Here is a 14,185-nt window from a genome sequence, read left to right as displayed (position 1 = left end):
TTGATAGTGATTATCAGTTAGATTTGAGTAGCTGTCAACACCGTAATACAAATAATTCTCATTAACTTTGGGCTGGTTGTATATTAAATTACAGGCATAAAAAAAGCCCGTAAGGGCTTTTTAGTTTCATATCAACCGTCACCGATATGAGCAATGTAGCAAGTAAGTAATAGACGATTATCTGCAATCAATATCAAGGGGCGTTGTGATTAATAACAGATAATCTTAGCTTTAACGTGAGCCACACGTTGTTTCAGGGTCGAGAAACAAATGAACTTTACCGTCACAAGAAGCAATGTACTTCCCTCTTGTTGAGATTGATTATCAGTTAGATTTAAATAACTGTCAATACCTAAATGCAAATAATTCTTATTTTAACTTTTTGTTCATTTATAGCACTAAAGTAAGGGCTGTAAAGCGGATTTCATGTTGCAGAGAAAATACTTCTTTATGGCTACTATTAAATAAGCTGAAGCGAAGCTACTGGGCAAAAGTAGCCTGCCACTAACCGGTGTTGCCTGTATCAATAAAGTAATAACGGATCTGGCTTTGTTAGAATACGCACCAGGGATGAGTGTTGAAGAAATTAAAGCCAAAACAGCAGGTAATTTAGTTATTAGCAACAAGATTAAAACCATGAGTTTTGAGTGATTTTACTAATAAAATACATATGGCAAAAAAGCTGTATTTGCTTCATACCATCACTTGATTGCACTTTTAATGTTCAACAATAACGCTGATAAAGGCTTAAGTCGTTTAAATACGGTTTATAACAAGCCCCTTTTAAGTCCATCTCTTACCTCGAAATATCTTTAAAGCAAGTTTTTTATAAATTGATTGCATTTTAAGCGACTTCTATGGTGATGTTCGCTTTAAGTAATGCTATACTCCCGCCGAATAATTTATCGACTTTATTAAGAGTAAAATTAATGGCAGATTTATCGAAGTACAGAAACATTGGTATTTTCGCGCACGTTGATGCGGGTAAAACCACAACTACTGAGCGTATCCTAAAGCTTACAGGTACTATCCACAAAACAGGTGAGGTTCATGATGGTGAATCGACTACCGATTTCATGGATCAAGAAGCTGAGCGCGGTATTACTATCCAGTCTGCGGCAGTAAGCTGTTTCTGGAAAGATCACCGCTTTAACGTTATCGATACTCCTGGACACGTTGACTTCACAGTTGAAGTTTACCGTTCACTTAAAGTATTAGATGGCGGTGTGGGTGTATTCTGTGGTTCTGGTGGTGTTGAACCACAATCAGAAACTAACTGGCGTTACGCGAATGAGTCAGGTGTTGCACGTATTATCTTCGTAAACAAATTAGACCGTATGGGTGCTGATTTTTACCGTGTAACAGCGCAAGTACAAAAAGTACTTGGTGCTACTCCACTTATCATGACTTTACCAATCGGTATTGAAGATGATTTTGTTGGTGTTGTTGATGTTTTAAACAAGCAAGCATACGTATGGGATGACACTGGTCTTCCAGAAAACTACGAAATCACAGACGTTCCTGCAGACATGGTAGAAAAAACTGAAGAATACCATGAGATGCTTATCGAAACTGCTGTAGAGCAAGACGATGACCTAATGGAAGCGTACATGGAAGGTGAAGTACCTTCAGTTGAAGATATCAAGCGTTGTATCCGTAAAGGTACTCGTGACCTTGCTTTCTTCCCAACGTTCTGTGGTTCTGCATTCAAAAACAAAGGTATGCAATTAGTACTTGATGCTGTTGTTGATTACTTACCTGCACCTACAGAAGTTGATCCTCAACCTCTTATGGATGAAGAAGGTAACGAAAACGGCGAGCATGCAATTGTATCTGCAGACGAACCTTTCAAAGCGCTTGCATTCAAAATCATGGATGACCGTTTTGGCGCATTAACTTTCGTACGTATCTACTCTGGTAAGCTTAACAAGGGTGACACAATCCTTAATGCGTTTACTGGTAAAACTGAGCGTGTTGGCCGTATGGTTGAGATGCAAGCAGACGAGCGTAAAGAGCTTACTTCAGCACAAGCGGGCGATATCATCGCTATCGTTGGTATGAAGAACGTGCAAACTGGTCACACTCTATGTGATCCTAAGCACCCAGTAACTCTAGAGCCAATGGTTTTCCCAACTCCAGTAATCTCGATTGCTGTACAGCCTAAAGATAAAGGCGGTAATGAGAAAATGGGTGTTGCTATCGGTAAAATGGTTGCAGAAGATCCATCTTTCCAAGTTGAGACTGATGAAGATTCAGGCGAAACTATCCTTAAAGGTATGGGTGAGCTTCACTTAGATATCAAAGTAGATATCCTTAAGCGTACTTACGGCGTAGACCTTATCGTTGGTCAGCCTCAGGTTGCTTACCGTGAAACTATCACTCGTGAAATCGAAGATAGCTACACGCATAAGAAACAATCTGGTGGTTCTGGTCAGTTCGGTAAAATCGATTACCGCATCAAGCCAGGCGAAGTGGGTTCAGGTTTCGCGTTCACTTCATCAGTTGTTGGTGGTAACGTACCTAAAGAATTCTGGCCTGCAGTTGAGAAAGGCTTTAAGTCAATGATGGGTGAAGGTGTTCTAGCTGGCTTCCCAGTACTTGACGTTGAAGTTGAGCTTTTCGACGGTGGCTTCCACGCCGTGGATTCATCTGCAATTGCTTTCGAAATCGCTGCTAAAGGCGCTTTCCGTCAGTCTATCCCTAAAGCGGGTGCACAACTTCTTGAGCCAATCATGAAAGTTGACGTGTTCACACCTGAAGATCACGTTGGTGACGTAATCGGTGACCTTAACCGTCGTCGTGGTATGTTAAGCAATCAAGAAGCTGGTTTAACAGGCGTTCGTATCAAAGCTGACGTACCGTTATCAGAAATGTTCGGTTACATCGGTTCACTACGTACAATGACATCTGGTCGTGGTCAGTTCTCTATGGAGTTCTCACACTACGCTGCATGTCCACAAAACGTAGCTGACACTGTAATCGCTGCAGAAAAAGAGAAAAATGCTGCTAAGTAATTAGCACTTTAACTCTTTGAAAAACCCGCACGTGTTGCGGGTTTTTTATTGTCTGAAGTTTGCAAGCAGGTGAATGCTATCAATACCAACCCGCTATAAGACTTAATCATTTTGAGGAGATAAACCAGAGGCTAGCTGCGTTAAAGTTTTCTCAACAAAAATAATTAAAAACGAAATCTTTGCTTTGTTATCGACACAATTTCCCTGTTCTTAATATAACTCACTTAATTAAGTGAATGGGTATAAGTGTTGTTGCTGTTTATAAAAAAAGCCGCTAGTGCGGCTTTTTTATATTAATATCACATTGCTATTAATCTACGTACTTGGTTGCTTTATAAGTGAGCTTAACATTACCAAAAGGAATGGCGCCGTTTACACGCACTCGCCACTTACCTTCTTGTGGATTGGTAAAAGAGCAGCTTTCACTATTACCGAGGCTAATTGAAGCACAATCTTTTCTGAAAAGCGTTGGGTTTCTTTTGTGGCGTACAAATAAGTTTGCATCACCCCAGCCACCTTCAAGGCTAACGGTTAACTCGTCGTAACCTTGCGGGATTTCAAAGCTGTAGCTTTTCCACCAAAACCAGCCACCTATATTATTAATTTCGCCAATAATGACTTCAGGCTCAGGCTCTGGTGGTGCGATCACGGTTGAGCGAATATCGACAATAACAGGGTCATGATCTGATGCTCTATAAGGACCTTGAGCATAGAGGCTAGATTGCTGAGCGTCAGATTTAAATTCAACATTATAATCAAGTGAAATAGGTTCATCGGCGTTGATATGCCAATCATTGGCGCTCACTACTTTACTTAATAAGCTCGGGCTTGCTAGAGCGTGATCTAGACTTCCTGCACGACCAGAAAAGCTGTAAGAATAACCCAAGGTGTTGCCATCTAGCTCAGCGACCACATTTTTAAGGCCTTTATCAGCAAATGCACGGATAGGATCTTCCATTGCATACGCGTTCATGTCGCCAACAAGAATGATATCTTCATCATCAACCCCTGTTGGTTTACTATTTAACCAATCAGCAAATGCATTTGCGCCAGCAGTTCTGATTTCATTCCAACATGCTTGACCGTCACCTTGATCAGCATTGCCACCCGTTGCGCTTCTACAACCACCTTTAGATTTTAGATGGGCAACCGCAACAGTAAAGACTTCTTCTGTCTCTAAAGATTTAAAGCTTTGTGCAATAGGAGCACGGTTACTGTAATCGAAAGGCGCGTCGGTAGTAATTGCTGCAGTACCCACTTGCTGCACTTTATCAGCACGGTAAATAAGTGCAGTAGTGATAGCGTCGGTGCCTATTTTATCAACACCAAAGTCTACAAATGCATATTGATTTTGACTATCAGCGTCATTAAGTGCATTTACTAAACTAGCAACAGCACTAAATTCGCCAAAACCGTCATTTTCAATTTCCATTAAGCCAATCACATCTGCTTGCATAGCACTGATAGCGCTAACTAGCTTGGCTTGTTGACGAATTAACTCGGCTTCTGAATCAGCACCACGGCTAGTTGGGAAACCGCCACCTTGGCCATCGCCATTAAAGTAGTTAAGTACGTTAAAGCTGGCAACACGCAAATCAGCGTCAGGGTTTAACTCTGGTGCATCGGTGCGTGGATTGGTTGCTATAAACTGAGGTGTTGTTGTTGGGTGAATACGGTAAGTACTAAAGCTGTAAGCTAACGCACCTGTTACAGAATTTACTGTATCGCCTGTGCGTAAAGTATTCTCTGCTGATAACCCTGGGACAGGATAAGCGATAGGATCGCGGTTTTGACGAGTTGAGCCATCATCTAAGAGTATTTTTTTATTTAGATTTTGTGCTTCAACCGCATTCGCAGCCGCGCCAGGAAGTGCAACTTGAGTACCTTGGTATAAGCGTTCAGTGGCAAGTTCTAGTTCTCCATAGCGACCTAAACCATAATTGTTAGTAACAATAAGCGGCTGCTCTAAGGTAACCAGCATACCTTCAAACGCTTCTAATTCACTTGGTTCGGTGACGGGCAGAGTGATTTTAGTTGGGTAAGCTGAAAGGCCGGTATCACAAATAGCAACTTGGCTAACATTGCCAATTTGGGTGGCATCAAAATACTCTTCAACAGTACCTTGTACGCGAACGTGGTCACCCACATTAACATCCGTAGTGGCAAAGTAAACAAATACCCCTTCAGAGGTAAGTGGGTTTGCATCTTCATCGCTATTAAGTGAATTTACAAAAAAGCCTTTGAGCTGATCATCTGCTTGGAAATCAGCCGTCACAACGCCTTCAAACTCAACCACAGTGTTAACTAGTGGACTGCTTGTGCTTTCGCTTTGAATGCTGCTAATTAATGTTTTCTCAGCGCCACATAATAAAGGCTCTTCAGGTTCTGGATCTGGTTCAGGATCTGGATTAGGTGAAGAATTTCCTGCAAATATGCCTAAATCACTAAAGTCATCTTGCTCAAATTGCAGCCATTGCTCGCTTGGGTTGAAACTATCATCGGCGTCAGTGCGCCCATTTAATTCAGTTTCTTTGCGGCGCAATGTTTTATTTTGTGTTTTCACGCCCCCTTCTGACCAAAATGAACCAGGGTCTACACCGCGCTGGCCAAAGCTATCAATAACGGTCGAACCTTGAGTAAGTACCAGTGCATCGTCGCCATTAAAGTTAGTCACGGCGCTGAGTTGGTCAGCTTTTTCTTTTAGTTCTGCTGATGCATTACCATTAACAATCACGTAGGTGCTGTTTGCAGCAAGTTCGCCAGTTAAATCGAATGTATTATTTGCATCTGTATTGCCATTTGAATAGAGGCTAAGGGTATGGCCATCTAATGACAGAGGGGTTGTCGAATTGTTAAATAGTTCTATTGCTTTATTATAGCTACTGCCTTCTACGTACTCAGATATAACGAGGTTAGCGGTAGCGGGTGCACTTAGGCTTGCTAATACAAGCGCCAAAGGCGTTATTTTTGTTTTTAACATTATTATTTTTCCCGTGTTTTTGTTTCCCCAAATGGGACGCCTAGTGTAATGAAAAATGATTACAAATAGAATACAGAATGTTAACAATCTTGGTTTTTGTTATTTTTGAGGTTGAATGTATATATGGGTGTTTGGTTTTAGGTAAGGCAGAGCTTATGTAGTGTGATTCCTTCCCATAAATAGGGGGCGCTGTAAAAATGCCAAATATGTGCTGCCATTAAACATAAAAAAGGGCAATAAAGCCCTTTTATATCAATATGTCGTTATTATTTATTTAAATAGCGAGCAGCTTGCTTAGCAAAGTAAGTCAGAATGCCGTCTGCGCCAGCGCGTTTAAATGCTAATAAAGACTCCATTATGGTTGCTTCTTCGCTTAGCCAGCCGTTATCAATAGCGGCTTTATGCATCGCATATTCGCCACTTACTTGATAAGCGAATGTCGGCACACCAAACTCATCTTTAACACGGCGAACAATATCAAGGTATGGCATACCAGGTTTAACCATTACCATGTCAGCGCCTTCTTGAAGATCAAGTGCCACTTCGCGAATTGCTTCATCGGAGTTGGCAGGATCCATTTGGTATGTTTTTTTATCAGCGCCTTTTAAGTTACCCGCAGAACCGACAGCATCTCTAAATGGGCCATAGTAGCTTGATGCATACTTTGCAGAATAGGCCATAATGCGGGTGTGAATAAAGCCATCGGCTTCAAGAGCTTCACGAATTGCACCAATACGGCCATCCATCATGTCTGATGGGGCAACAACATCTGCGCCAGCCTCTGCATGTGATAGCGCCTGCTTAACTAAAATTTCGGTAGTGACGTCGTTAATCACATAGCCTGCATCATCAATGATGCCGTCTTGACCATGCACTGTAAATGGGTCAAGTGCAACATCGGTGATCACGCCAAGCTCTGGGAAGGTTTCTTTTAATGCGCGTACTGTTCTTTGAGCTAAGCCATCATCGTTATAAGCTTCTTCAGCGAGTAGAGACTTTTTATCTGCAGGGGTAACAGGAAAAATAGCGAGCGCAGGGACTCCTAAATCTACCAGTTCTTTAGCTTCTTCTAGCAGTAAATCAATTGATAAACGTTCAATACCGGGCATTGATTCAATGCTTTCACGGCGGTTTTTACCTTCAAGCACAAACACAGGATAAATAAGATCATTAACACTCAGCTGATTTTCAGCCATAAGGCGACGAGAGAAATCGTTACGGCGCATTCTACGCATGCGAGTATATGGGAAAAGGTCTAGTCCAGATTGGGCCATAAGTATACGCTCCTACTGTGGGGGTGAAAAATTAACCACTTGATTGCGGCCATGTTGTTTTGCTAAATAGAGTGCCTTATCGGCATAATCAGTAAATAGTTCAGGGTTATGAATGTCATCGGCAATTTGAGTATAAACACCGGCACTAATGGTAAAGTCGATAATTGTACCTGCTACATTTACAGTATTATTTGCTATTGCTAGGCGTGTTTGCTCTGCAATGATCAGTGCGCCTGGATTATCTGTGTTAGGTAGTAAAATGACAAATTCTTCACCACCATAACGCGCTACTTCGTCAAGTGGGCGCTTAAGCTGTTGTTTAATGGTATCAGACACCGCCCTGATAACTTGATCGCCGGTTAAGTGGCCATAGTTATCGTTAATTGATTTAAATTTGTCGATATCTAACATGATAATACTCAATGGCGTTTGTTCACGGCGTGAACGACGAATTTCCATAAGTAACTTTTTATCAAAAAAGCGTCTATTTTTAATGCCAGTCAGCGCATCTTCCATATTGAGTTGTTCAAGTTCATGATTTTTATCTTCAAGCTCTCTAAGTGTAACTTGTAATTCAAAGGTGCGTTCATCTACTTGGCTTTCAAGCTCTTGGCGGGTGCGCTCTTGTAATTCGATCCGCTCATTTAATAGCGCATCTTGTGCGGCGCTTTGTGCAATCAATGCTTGCTGTGCTGTTACTTGCTCATCGCGTTGCAATATAAACAATTTTATGACGGTATAGCTTAGACAAAATGAGCAACCTAAAGACGCTGCAAAGGTAAGCATTAAACTCGCTCTTGTAACAGTGTAAAAGCCTGTTAACGCAATGGAAAAATGAATAACCACAATTAAAAAGAAGCCAAGCGCCATTAAGAGAGATTTATTGGGGCTAGTGGGGTTTTTACGTAGATAAAATAACGTTGTGACAACATGATAACTTAAAATTACAGGGATGCTTAAAATAGCAAATAAAGCTACGCTGGGAGTAGGAAGCAACCAAATAAGTACAATAATTAATGCGTACAGTGCGGTAATTATTGTTTGTCCTTTTACTAAATTAGACTCAATAGCGGTGCAAACATGGCGTTGTAAAGGAAGAAACGATATCGTGATCAGCATCAGCAAAATAGGCAGCATTAACTGTTGTAGGTCTGCTATGCTTGAGGGTGCATAACGAAATCCAAATCCGCCTAAGTAAGCTAAAAAGAAGCCGAGCATCAACGTAATTAAACCAGCATAAGCAAAATAATGTTTACGTGAAAAAGCAAATAAAACCAGACTACTCACCGCTAAAGAAAAAATAAAGCCAATTAGTAATCCATAAAGTAAATTCACCATACTTTTATAAGCTAGTAACGAGTCTTGCTGCCACAGTGTTAATGGTACGCGCAGCCCGATACCTGAATCATTATTAACTTTAAGGTACACCGTAGTTTCACTGTTAGCGGGAAGAGTTAACTTGACTAGTAAAGACTCACTCTTGATTGCTCTTTGCGAAAGCGCAAGCGTATCACCAATATGAGTTGATGTGAGTAGTTTATCACCCATAAAGTGAGCAAGGTAAGCATCATTCAAAAGAGGGTTGTCTAGTGACAGTAAGGGCGTTAGCGGCTGCGATAACTGATTTTTAATTTTAAATTGAATCCACACAGGCCGAGACTCGAGGCCTAAATTAAGTGGCTTATTATTAAGTAGCAGCCATTCTTGTAAATTACTTTGTCGTGCATCTTCTAATGAGGTAGGAGCAAACGAATAATGAATATCTTCTATTTTTTTTGAATTAAATTCGCTATTTATCTCGATTGCACTTGCAGGAAAACAGGATGCATAAAACACCATAATGAATACCAGCAAAGCGCAAAAGGTTCGCATTATTTTTTCTCTAATCCAAATAAGCGGTTAAAGTTGTCGCTCGTATGTTTTGCCACTTCACAAGCAGAAACACCATAAAGCTGAGCAAGTGTATCACACACATAATGCAGCAATGCTGGCTCATTTCGTCTTGATTTAGGCTTAGGTTTAACAGTGCGAGGGATTAAAAAGGGTGCATCGGTTTCAATTAATAAACGCTCAATGGGAATGCTAGGGATCAGTTGTTGTAATTCTTTGCCGCGTCGTTCGTCACATACCCAGCCGGTAATACCAATATAAAGACCTAACTTTAAGTAACTTGCAAGTGCTTGTGCATCACCAGTAAAACAGTGCAACACACCGCGAACAGTAAACTCATTTAAAATAGCAAGCATGTCGTCACTGGCATCACGTTCGTGTAAGTAAACCGGCAGATTTAGCTTTTCAGCTAATGCGAGTTGACGACGAAACACAGCACGTTGTATATCTCTTGGAGAAAAGTCACGATTGTAATCTAGTCCGCATTCACCAATGGCAATAACTTGCTCATTTTGTGCGAGCTTAGTGAGCTGTTGTTCAAGTTCAGAGGTTGCTGTTTTTGCATCATGAGGGTGAATACCAGCGCTAGCATATTGACCATAGCGTGCAGCAAGTATAAATGACTCCTCACTTGAGCTTATATCGCAGCCAATAATTAGCATATGCTTAACGCCGACCTCTTTTGCCCGCGCGAGCACCTCTTGATGCTGACCATCAAATTGATGATTAGTTAAATTTACGCCAGCATCAATTAACGTGTATTGCATTACTGAGTACGTTTTACACGAATTGAGCGGTTTTGATCTGCTTTTTTAAGTAAAAAAGAGTTGAATACGCCACGGCTAATAGTAACAGTGTCACCTTTGTCTAGACTTAATCTATCTGAACCAATTTGACGCCATTGCTGATTATTTTCTAAGGTAATAATTAGCTCACCATAAGGGGCTTTTTTAACATTAGCTATTGTTGATGAAATTGTTTCTTCAGTATTCTTAGTAATGTTTTTATGCTCTAAACCAAACTCTTTTGCCTTGGTAGCCACAGGTGCTGTTGCGACAGCCGTGTCAGCTTTTACATTAGCTTTAACAGATTGTTGTGGTTGTTTATGCGCTGGTTGAGTGAGTGATTTTCCCGCGATAGTGTTGTCGTAACATAGTAAACGATTAAAATCGTTTTCAATAAAACTACAGGCTTGTAACGCTTGCTCATTAATAGGAGTTGCGGCTAAAACCGGTACACTTGCTAAAGCGAGTAAAGAAAGTAAATGCTTATTCATATTATTCCTCAGATTCTTGTTGTGGTTTTGCGGTATAAAATTTAGCTAAAATTAAGCCAAGCTCAAATAAAAGCAGCATAGGCAATGCTAATAGGGTTTGTGATAGCACATCGGGTGGCGTTAAAAACATCGCCACAACAAATACACCGACCACTATATAAGGGCGTTTCTCTTTTAGACTTTGTGTGGTTGTTGCACCACTCCAACAAAGCAACATAATCGCAACTGGGATTTCAAATGCAATACCAAAAGCAAAAAATAGCTTAAGTACAAAGCCTAAATAGCTACTGATATCCGGTGCTAGGGTCATCATTTGAGGACCTGCACTGGTGAAAAAACCTAAAATAATTGGCAGTACTACAAAGTAGCAAAAAGCTATGCCACCATAGAATAAGAAAATACTGGAAGCTAATATGGGCATGAGCATTTTCTTTTCGTGCTGATATAAACCGGGGGCTATAAATCCCCAAATTTGATGTAAAATCCAAGGGATCGCAGCAAATAAGGCAACAAACAACGTAAGTTTAAAGGGGGCAAAAAATGGCGCGGTGACATCCGTTGCTATCATAGTGGCAGTACTAGGTAAATGAGCGACTAAAGGAGCCGCCACAAACGTATAAATATCGTTTGCAAAGTAAACCAAACCAATAAATATCACTAAAATACTTAATAGTGATTTTATCAGCCGGTCACGTAATTCGATTAAATGAGCGACAAATCCTGACTTTACTTCTTCAGTCATTGTTTTCTATACCCTGCATTAAGCGCATGAAAAAAGAGAGTGCCATAATTACTTAGAGTCATCTGTTGATTGGTTATTAGTGGCTTGGCTTTGATCTTTTTTATAGCTGTGAGTAACTGATTGCGCTGCTTGTTGCAGCTCAGAAACAGAGTTTTGTAGGTCAGGGCTTAAATCTTTAAGACCTTGTTGCTCTGCTTTTTTTAGGTTTTCATGTAACTCGTTTACACGCAGCTCTTCACTTACTTCCGCTTTTACTGAGTTAGCCATTGCTTTGGCTGTTTTTACCCAGCGGCTTACGGTTCTAATAGCAACAGGTAAGCGTTCTGGTCCAAGTACCACCAAGCCGACAATAAATACCACAACAAGCTCCCACATTCCCATGCTGGTTAAACCTTGTTGCTGTCTTTAGTTTTGTCAGTTGTATTTATATCGGCAGGTTTTGACTCTGCTGAATTTTGTATCTGTTCCGCTTTATCTTCGCTGGCTTGTTTCTCAGTATTTTGGTCATCAGACATGGCTTTTTTAAAGCCTTTTACTGCGCCACCTAAATCACCACCCATACCGCGTAGTTTCTTCGTACCGAATAAAAGTACAATGATTGCAAGTACAATTAATAATTGCCAAATACTAATACCACCAAAACCCATGGTTTTCTCCTGCTTTTAAGCCATAAAATAATAAGGTTAAGTGCTGATTATACGCCCAAAGCGGCAAATAGCACTTAGTTTATGCGCGGCGCCATGCCGCTATAAAGCCAATAACAGCACAACTTAAGACAACGCCAGCAGCGATTAAGTTGTGTTGTAAATAAAATAAAGCTGAGACAATCATCGCTGCACTACTAAACAACCCTAAAACCAATGGTTTATGTGAAACTTTAACTGCAGGTACGTGAGAGTGTGGTGCTCGCTTTAAATTTTGATAAATTAAATCGGGTAGTTCAGGCATTTTTTCTGCCCAAAACGGTAAGTTTGCATACATTTGCTTTAGCACAGACAGCGGACCAACTTGTTGTTTAACCCAGTCTTCTAAAAATGGCTTTGCTGTTTTCCATAAATCCAGTTGTGGATATAGCTGGCGACCTAAGCCCTCAACATATAGCAAAGTTTTTTGTAGTAATACGAGCTGTGGTTGAACCTGCATATTAAAACGACGTGCGGTATTAAATAAGTTAACCAATACATGACCAAATGATATTTCAGCCAGTGGTTTATTAAAAATAGGTTCGCAAACGGTGCGAATAGCAAATTCAAACTCTTCAATGCTGGTATCAGGTGGTACCCAGCCTGAATCAACATGTAGCTGTGCTACCTGACGGTAGTCGCGGTTAAAAAAGGCAATGAAATTTTCAGCTAAATAGCGTTTGTCTTCTTTATTGAGTGTTCCCACAATACCGCAATCAATACCAATATATTTAGGGTTGTGCGGGTGTTCGCGGGAGACAAAAATATTGCCTGGATGCATATCCGCATGAAAAAAACTGTCGCGAAACACTTGAGTAAAAAATACTTCTACTCCGCGCTCTGCTAATAGCTTCATATTGGTGTTTTGTGCCATCAATGCTTCAGTATCTGACACCGGAATACCGTAAATACGTTCCATAACCAGAACATTACTGCGGCTATAGTCACTGTATACTGCAGGGATATAAAGTGATTCTGAACCTTCAAAGTTACGCTTTAATTGAATACCATTAGCGCCCTCACGCATTAAATCAAGTTCATCGAGTAATGTTTTTTTATACTCTTTAACCACTTCTACAGGGCGTAAGCGTTTGGCTTCGTTAATTAACTTACCAACAACCTTAGCTAATTTTTCCATTAGTGCTAAGTCGGCATTTATTTGCTGTTCAATATTAGGACGTATAACTTTAATAACAACATCTTGCGGTTCACCTTGAGGATCAACAAGGGTAGCTGTATGCACCTGAGCAATTGAAGCCGATGCCAGAGGTGTTTGTGAAAAGTCGCTAAATAGCTGGCTAATATTATCTATTTCTAATGCTGTTTCGATGATTTTCTGTGCCAATTCACCTTCAAACGGTTCTACCTGATCTTGTAAAAAGGCTAACTCCAATGCGATATCATGAGGTAATAAGTCGCGTCGAGTTGAGAGCATTTGGCCAAACTTTATCCACACAGGGCCAAGTTGTTGCAGAGCTAAGCGAAGTCTTAAGCCTGGGGGTTTATCTTTGTGTTGATTGCGTAACCAAAACAAGCTGCCACGTGTGATTTTAGCAAACCAGGGTACTTTGTGTTTAGGTATAAGCTCATCAAGTCCGAAGCTAAGCAGGGTTTTAGTTATATAATACAGTCGGGCAGTTGACACAAAAAATCCTTAGCGCGTTAAAGGGCTTTAATTAGGGCGTTAATACGTTGCTCAATGGCGGCAACTTGGCCTTTTAGTGCTCTATTTTGTTGTTTAAATTGCTCAAGCTCTAATGGGTGAATAGTGATTGCCAGCTCATCTTGGCATACACTAATAAAAGTACTGTCGAGCTGAGACTTTGCTTTTTTACCTTGCTGCTTAAGTGACTGCAAATGTAAATAAAGTTGTTGTGCAGGCGCGTCGCCAATATGTTTTGCTAATTGCTCTGGCCAATCAATGTCTACACTTGAAAAGGCTGAACTATAGCTTTGGGCTATGTTTAAATCACCTTGTAAATCAAGCTTATCTTGGCGAATAAGTTGAGTCAGCATGGCCGGGTTTTTCAGTGCTAATAACGTATCTATATTGGCACTGATCATACAGTCTGCGTCAGCATGTTCGAATGCAGTGTAAAGATGTAGCTGCTGATTGGCATAAGTAATGGCTATTTTTTGCTGCCAGTCTCTAAACTCAACCAATAAACGCTGATGCTCTACTACATTTAGTTTATCGAGTAAGCTCGGGTCAAGTTTAAGCGCTTGATTTAATACTTGTTCAATGAGCGAAAGTACAAAGCTCGGTAGCATAAAAAAACTACCTGCAGCCGGTTGCTCTTTACTGTGTTCTTCAAGCGCCATAAAT

At 40.7% G+C, this 14,185-nt stretch carries 11 protein-coding genes and 1 pseudogene; 2 read left to right on the top strand and 10 right to left on the bottom strand.

Features of this window, described 5'->3' with window-relative positions; genetic code table 11:
- Window positions 1–471 precede the first annotated feature (471 nt).
- Window positions 472–651, top strand: a pseudogene (locus tag AB8618_RS15300) (succinyl-CoA--3-ketoacid-CoA transferase); the annotation flags it as partial.
- Window positions 652–929: 278 nt separating this feature from the next.
- Window positions 930–3,014: an elongation factor G gene (gene fusA, locus AB8618_RS15295; protein ID WP_138609530.1), complete on the top strand. Its 2,085-nt coding sequence runs from the start codon at window positions 930–932 to the stop codon at window positions 3,012–3,014.
- 310 nt (window positions 3,015–3,324) lie between these two features.
- On the opposite strand, the gene AB8618_RS15290 is transcribed toward fusA, so the two are convergent.
- From AB8618_RS15290 to AB8618_RS15245, 10 genes are all read right to left on the bottom strand, one after another.
- A complete protein-coding gene (locus tag AB8618_RS15290; RefSeq protein WP_413400970.1) occupies window positions 3,325–5,994 on the bottom strand; it encodes an ExeM/NucH family extracellular endonuclease in 2,670 nt (889 codons plus the stop codon).
- Window positions 5,995–6,260: 266 nt separating this feature from the next.
- A complete protein-coding gene (gene hemB / locus AB8618_RS15285; RefSeq protein WP_413400969.1) occupies window positions 6,261–7,268 on the bottom strand; it encodes a porphobilinogen synthase in 1,008 nt (335 codons plus the stop codon).
- Between the two features lie 12 nt (window positions 7,269–7,280).
- Window positions 7,281–9,140, bottom strand: coding sequence for a sensor domain-containing diguanylate cyclase (locus AB8618_RS15280; RefSeq protein ID WP_409424188.1), 1,860 nt, complete (start codon window positions 9,138–9,140; stop codon window positions 7,281–7,283).
- Window positions 9,140–9,925 (bottom strand): TatD family hydrolase, encoded by a 786-nt coding sequence (locus AB8618_RS15275; protein WP_409424187.1) that lies wholly within the window; start codon window positions 9,923–9,925, stop codon window positions 9,140–9,142. Before AB8618_RS15275 ends, AB8618_RS15280 begins: the two co-directional genes overlap by 1 nt.
- Window positions 9,925–10,434, bottom strand: coding sequence for a hypothetical protein (locus tag AB8618_RS15270; RefSeq protein WP_409424186.1), 510 nt, complete (start codon window positions 10,432–10,434; stop codon window positions 9,925–9,927). The genes AB8618_RS15275 and AB8618_RS15270 overlap by 1 nt, the downstream gene beginning before the upstream one ends.
- A gap of 1 nt (window position 10,435) precedes the next feature.
- A complete protein-coding gene (tatC, locus tag AB8618_RS15265; RefSeq protein ID WP_008108549.1) occupies window positions 10,436–11,176 on the bottom strand; it encodes a twin-arginine translocase subunit TatC in 741 nt (246 codons plus the stop codon).
- Window positions 11,177–11,224: 48 nt separating this feature from the next.
- Complete coding sequence (tatB, locus tag AB8618_RS15260) at window positions 11,225–11,557, bottom strand: Sec-independent protein translocase protein TatB (RefSeq protein WP_178956769.1); 333 nt, start codon at window positions 11,555–11,557, stop codon at window positions 11,225–11,227.
- A gap of 5 nt (window positions 11,558–11,562) precedes the next feature.
- Window positions 11,563–11,823 (bottom strand): Sec-independent protein translocase subunit TatA, encoded by a 261-nt coding sequence (gene tatA, locus AB8618_RS15255; RefSeq protein WP_198522170.1) that lies wholly within the window; start codon window positions 11,821–11,823, stop codon window positions 11,563–11,565.
- Between the two features lie 79 nt (window positions 11,824–11,902).
- A complete protein-coding gene (gene ubiB / locus AB8618_RS15250) occupies window positions 11,903–13,504 on the bottom strand; it encodes a ubiquinone biosynthesis regulatory protein kinase UbiB (protein WP_413400968.1) in 1,602 nt (533 codons plus the stop codon).
- A gap of 17 nt (window positions 13,505–13,521) precedes the next feature.
- Complete coding sequence (locus AB8618_RS15245; RefSeq protein ID WP_413400967.1) at window positions 13,522–14,181, bottom strand: SCP2 domain-containing protein; 660 nt, start codon at window positions 14,179–14,181, stop codon at window positions 13,522–13,524.
- Window positions 14,182–14,185 lie beyond the last annotated feature (4 nt).

This window comes from Pseudoalteromonas sp. RW-H-Ap-1, assembly GCF_048318575.1.
GTDB lineage: Bacteria > Pseudomonadota > Gammaproteobacteria > Enterobacterales > Alteromonadaceae > Pseudoalteromonas.
This window is presented reverse-complemented; position numbering and strand designations above follow the sequence as displayed.

What these genes read in the sequence shown, in the direction of transcription:
- tatC (WP_008108549.1), bottom strand. Translation starts at nt 11,176, where the DNA reads ATGACTGAAGAAGTAAAGTCAGGATTTGTCGCTCATTTAATCGAATTA.
- tatA (WP_198522170.1), bottom strand. Translation starts at nt 11,823, where the DNA reads ATGGGTTTTGGTGGTATTAGTATTTGGCAATTATTAATTGTACTTGCA.
- hemB (WP_413400969.1), bottom strand. Translation starts at nt 7,268, where the DNA reads ATGGCCCAATCTGGACTAGACCTTTTCCCATATACTCGCATGCGTAGA.
- AB8618_RS15280 (WP_409424188.1), bottom strand. Translation starts at nt 9,140, where the DNA reads ATGCGAACCTTTTGCGCTTTGCTGGTATTCATTATGGTGTTTTATGCA.
- fusA (WP_138609530.1), top strand. Translation starts at nt 930, where the DNA reads ATGGCAGATTTATCGAAGTACAGAAACATTGGTATTTTCGCGCACGTT.
- AB8618_RS15270 (WP_409424186.1), bottom strand. Translation starts at nt 10,434, where the DNA reads ATGAATAAGCATTTACTTTCTTTACTCGCTTTAGCAAGTGTACCGGTT.
- AB8618_RS15245 (WP_413400967.1), bottom strand. Translation starts at nt 14,181, where the DNA reads ATGGCGCTTGAAGAACACAGTAAAGAGCAACCGGCTGCAGGTAGTTTT.
- AB8618_RS15290 (WP_413400970.1), bottom strand. Translation starts at nt 5,994, where the DNA reads ATGTTAAAAACAAAAATAACGCCTTTGGCGCTTGTATTAGCAAGCCTA.
- tatB (WP_178956769.1), bottom strand. Translation starts at nt 11,557, where the DNA reads ATGGGAATGTGGGAGCTTGTTGTGGTATTTATTGTCGGCTTGGTGGTA.
- AB8618_RS15275 (WP_409424187.1), bottom strand. Translation starts at nt 9,925, where the DNA reads ATGCAATACACGTTAATTGATGCTGGCGTAAATTTAACTAATCATCAA.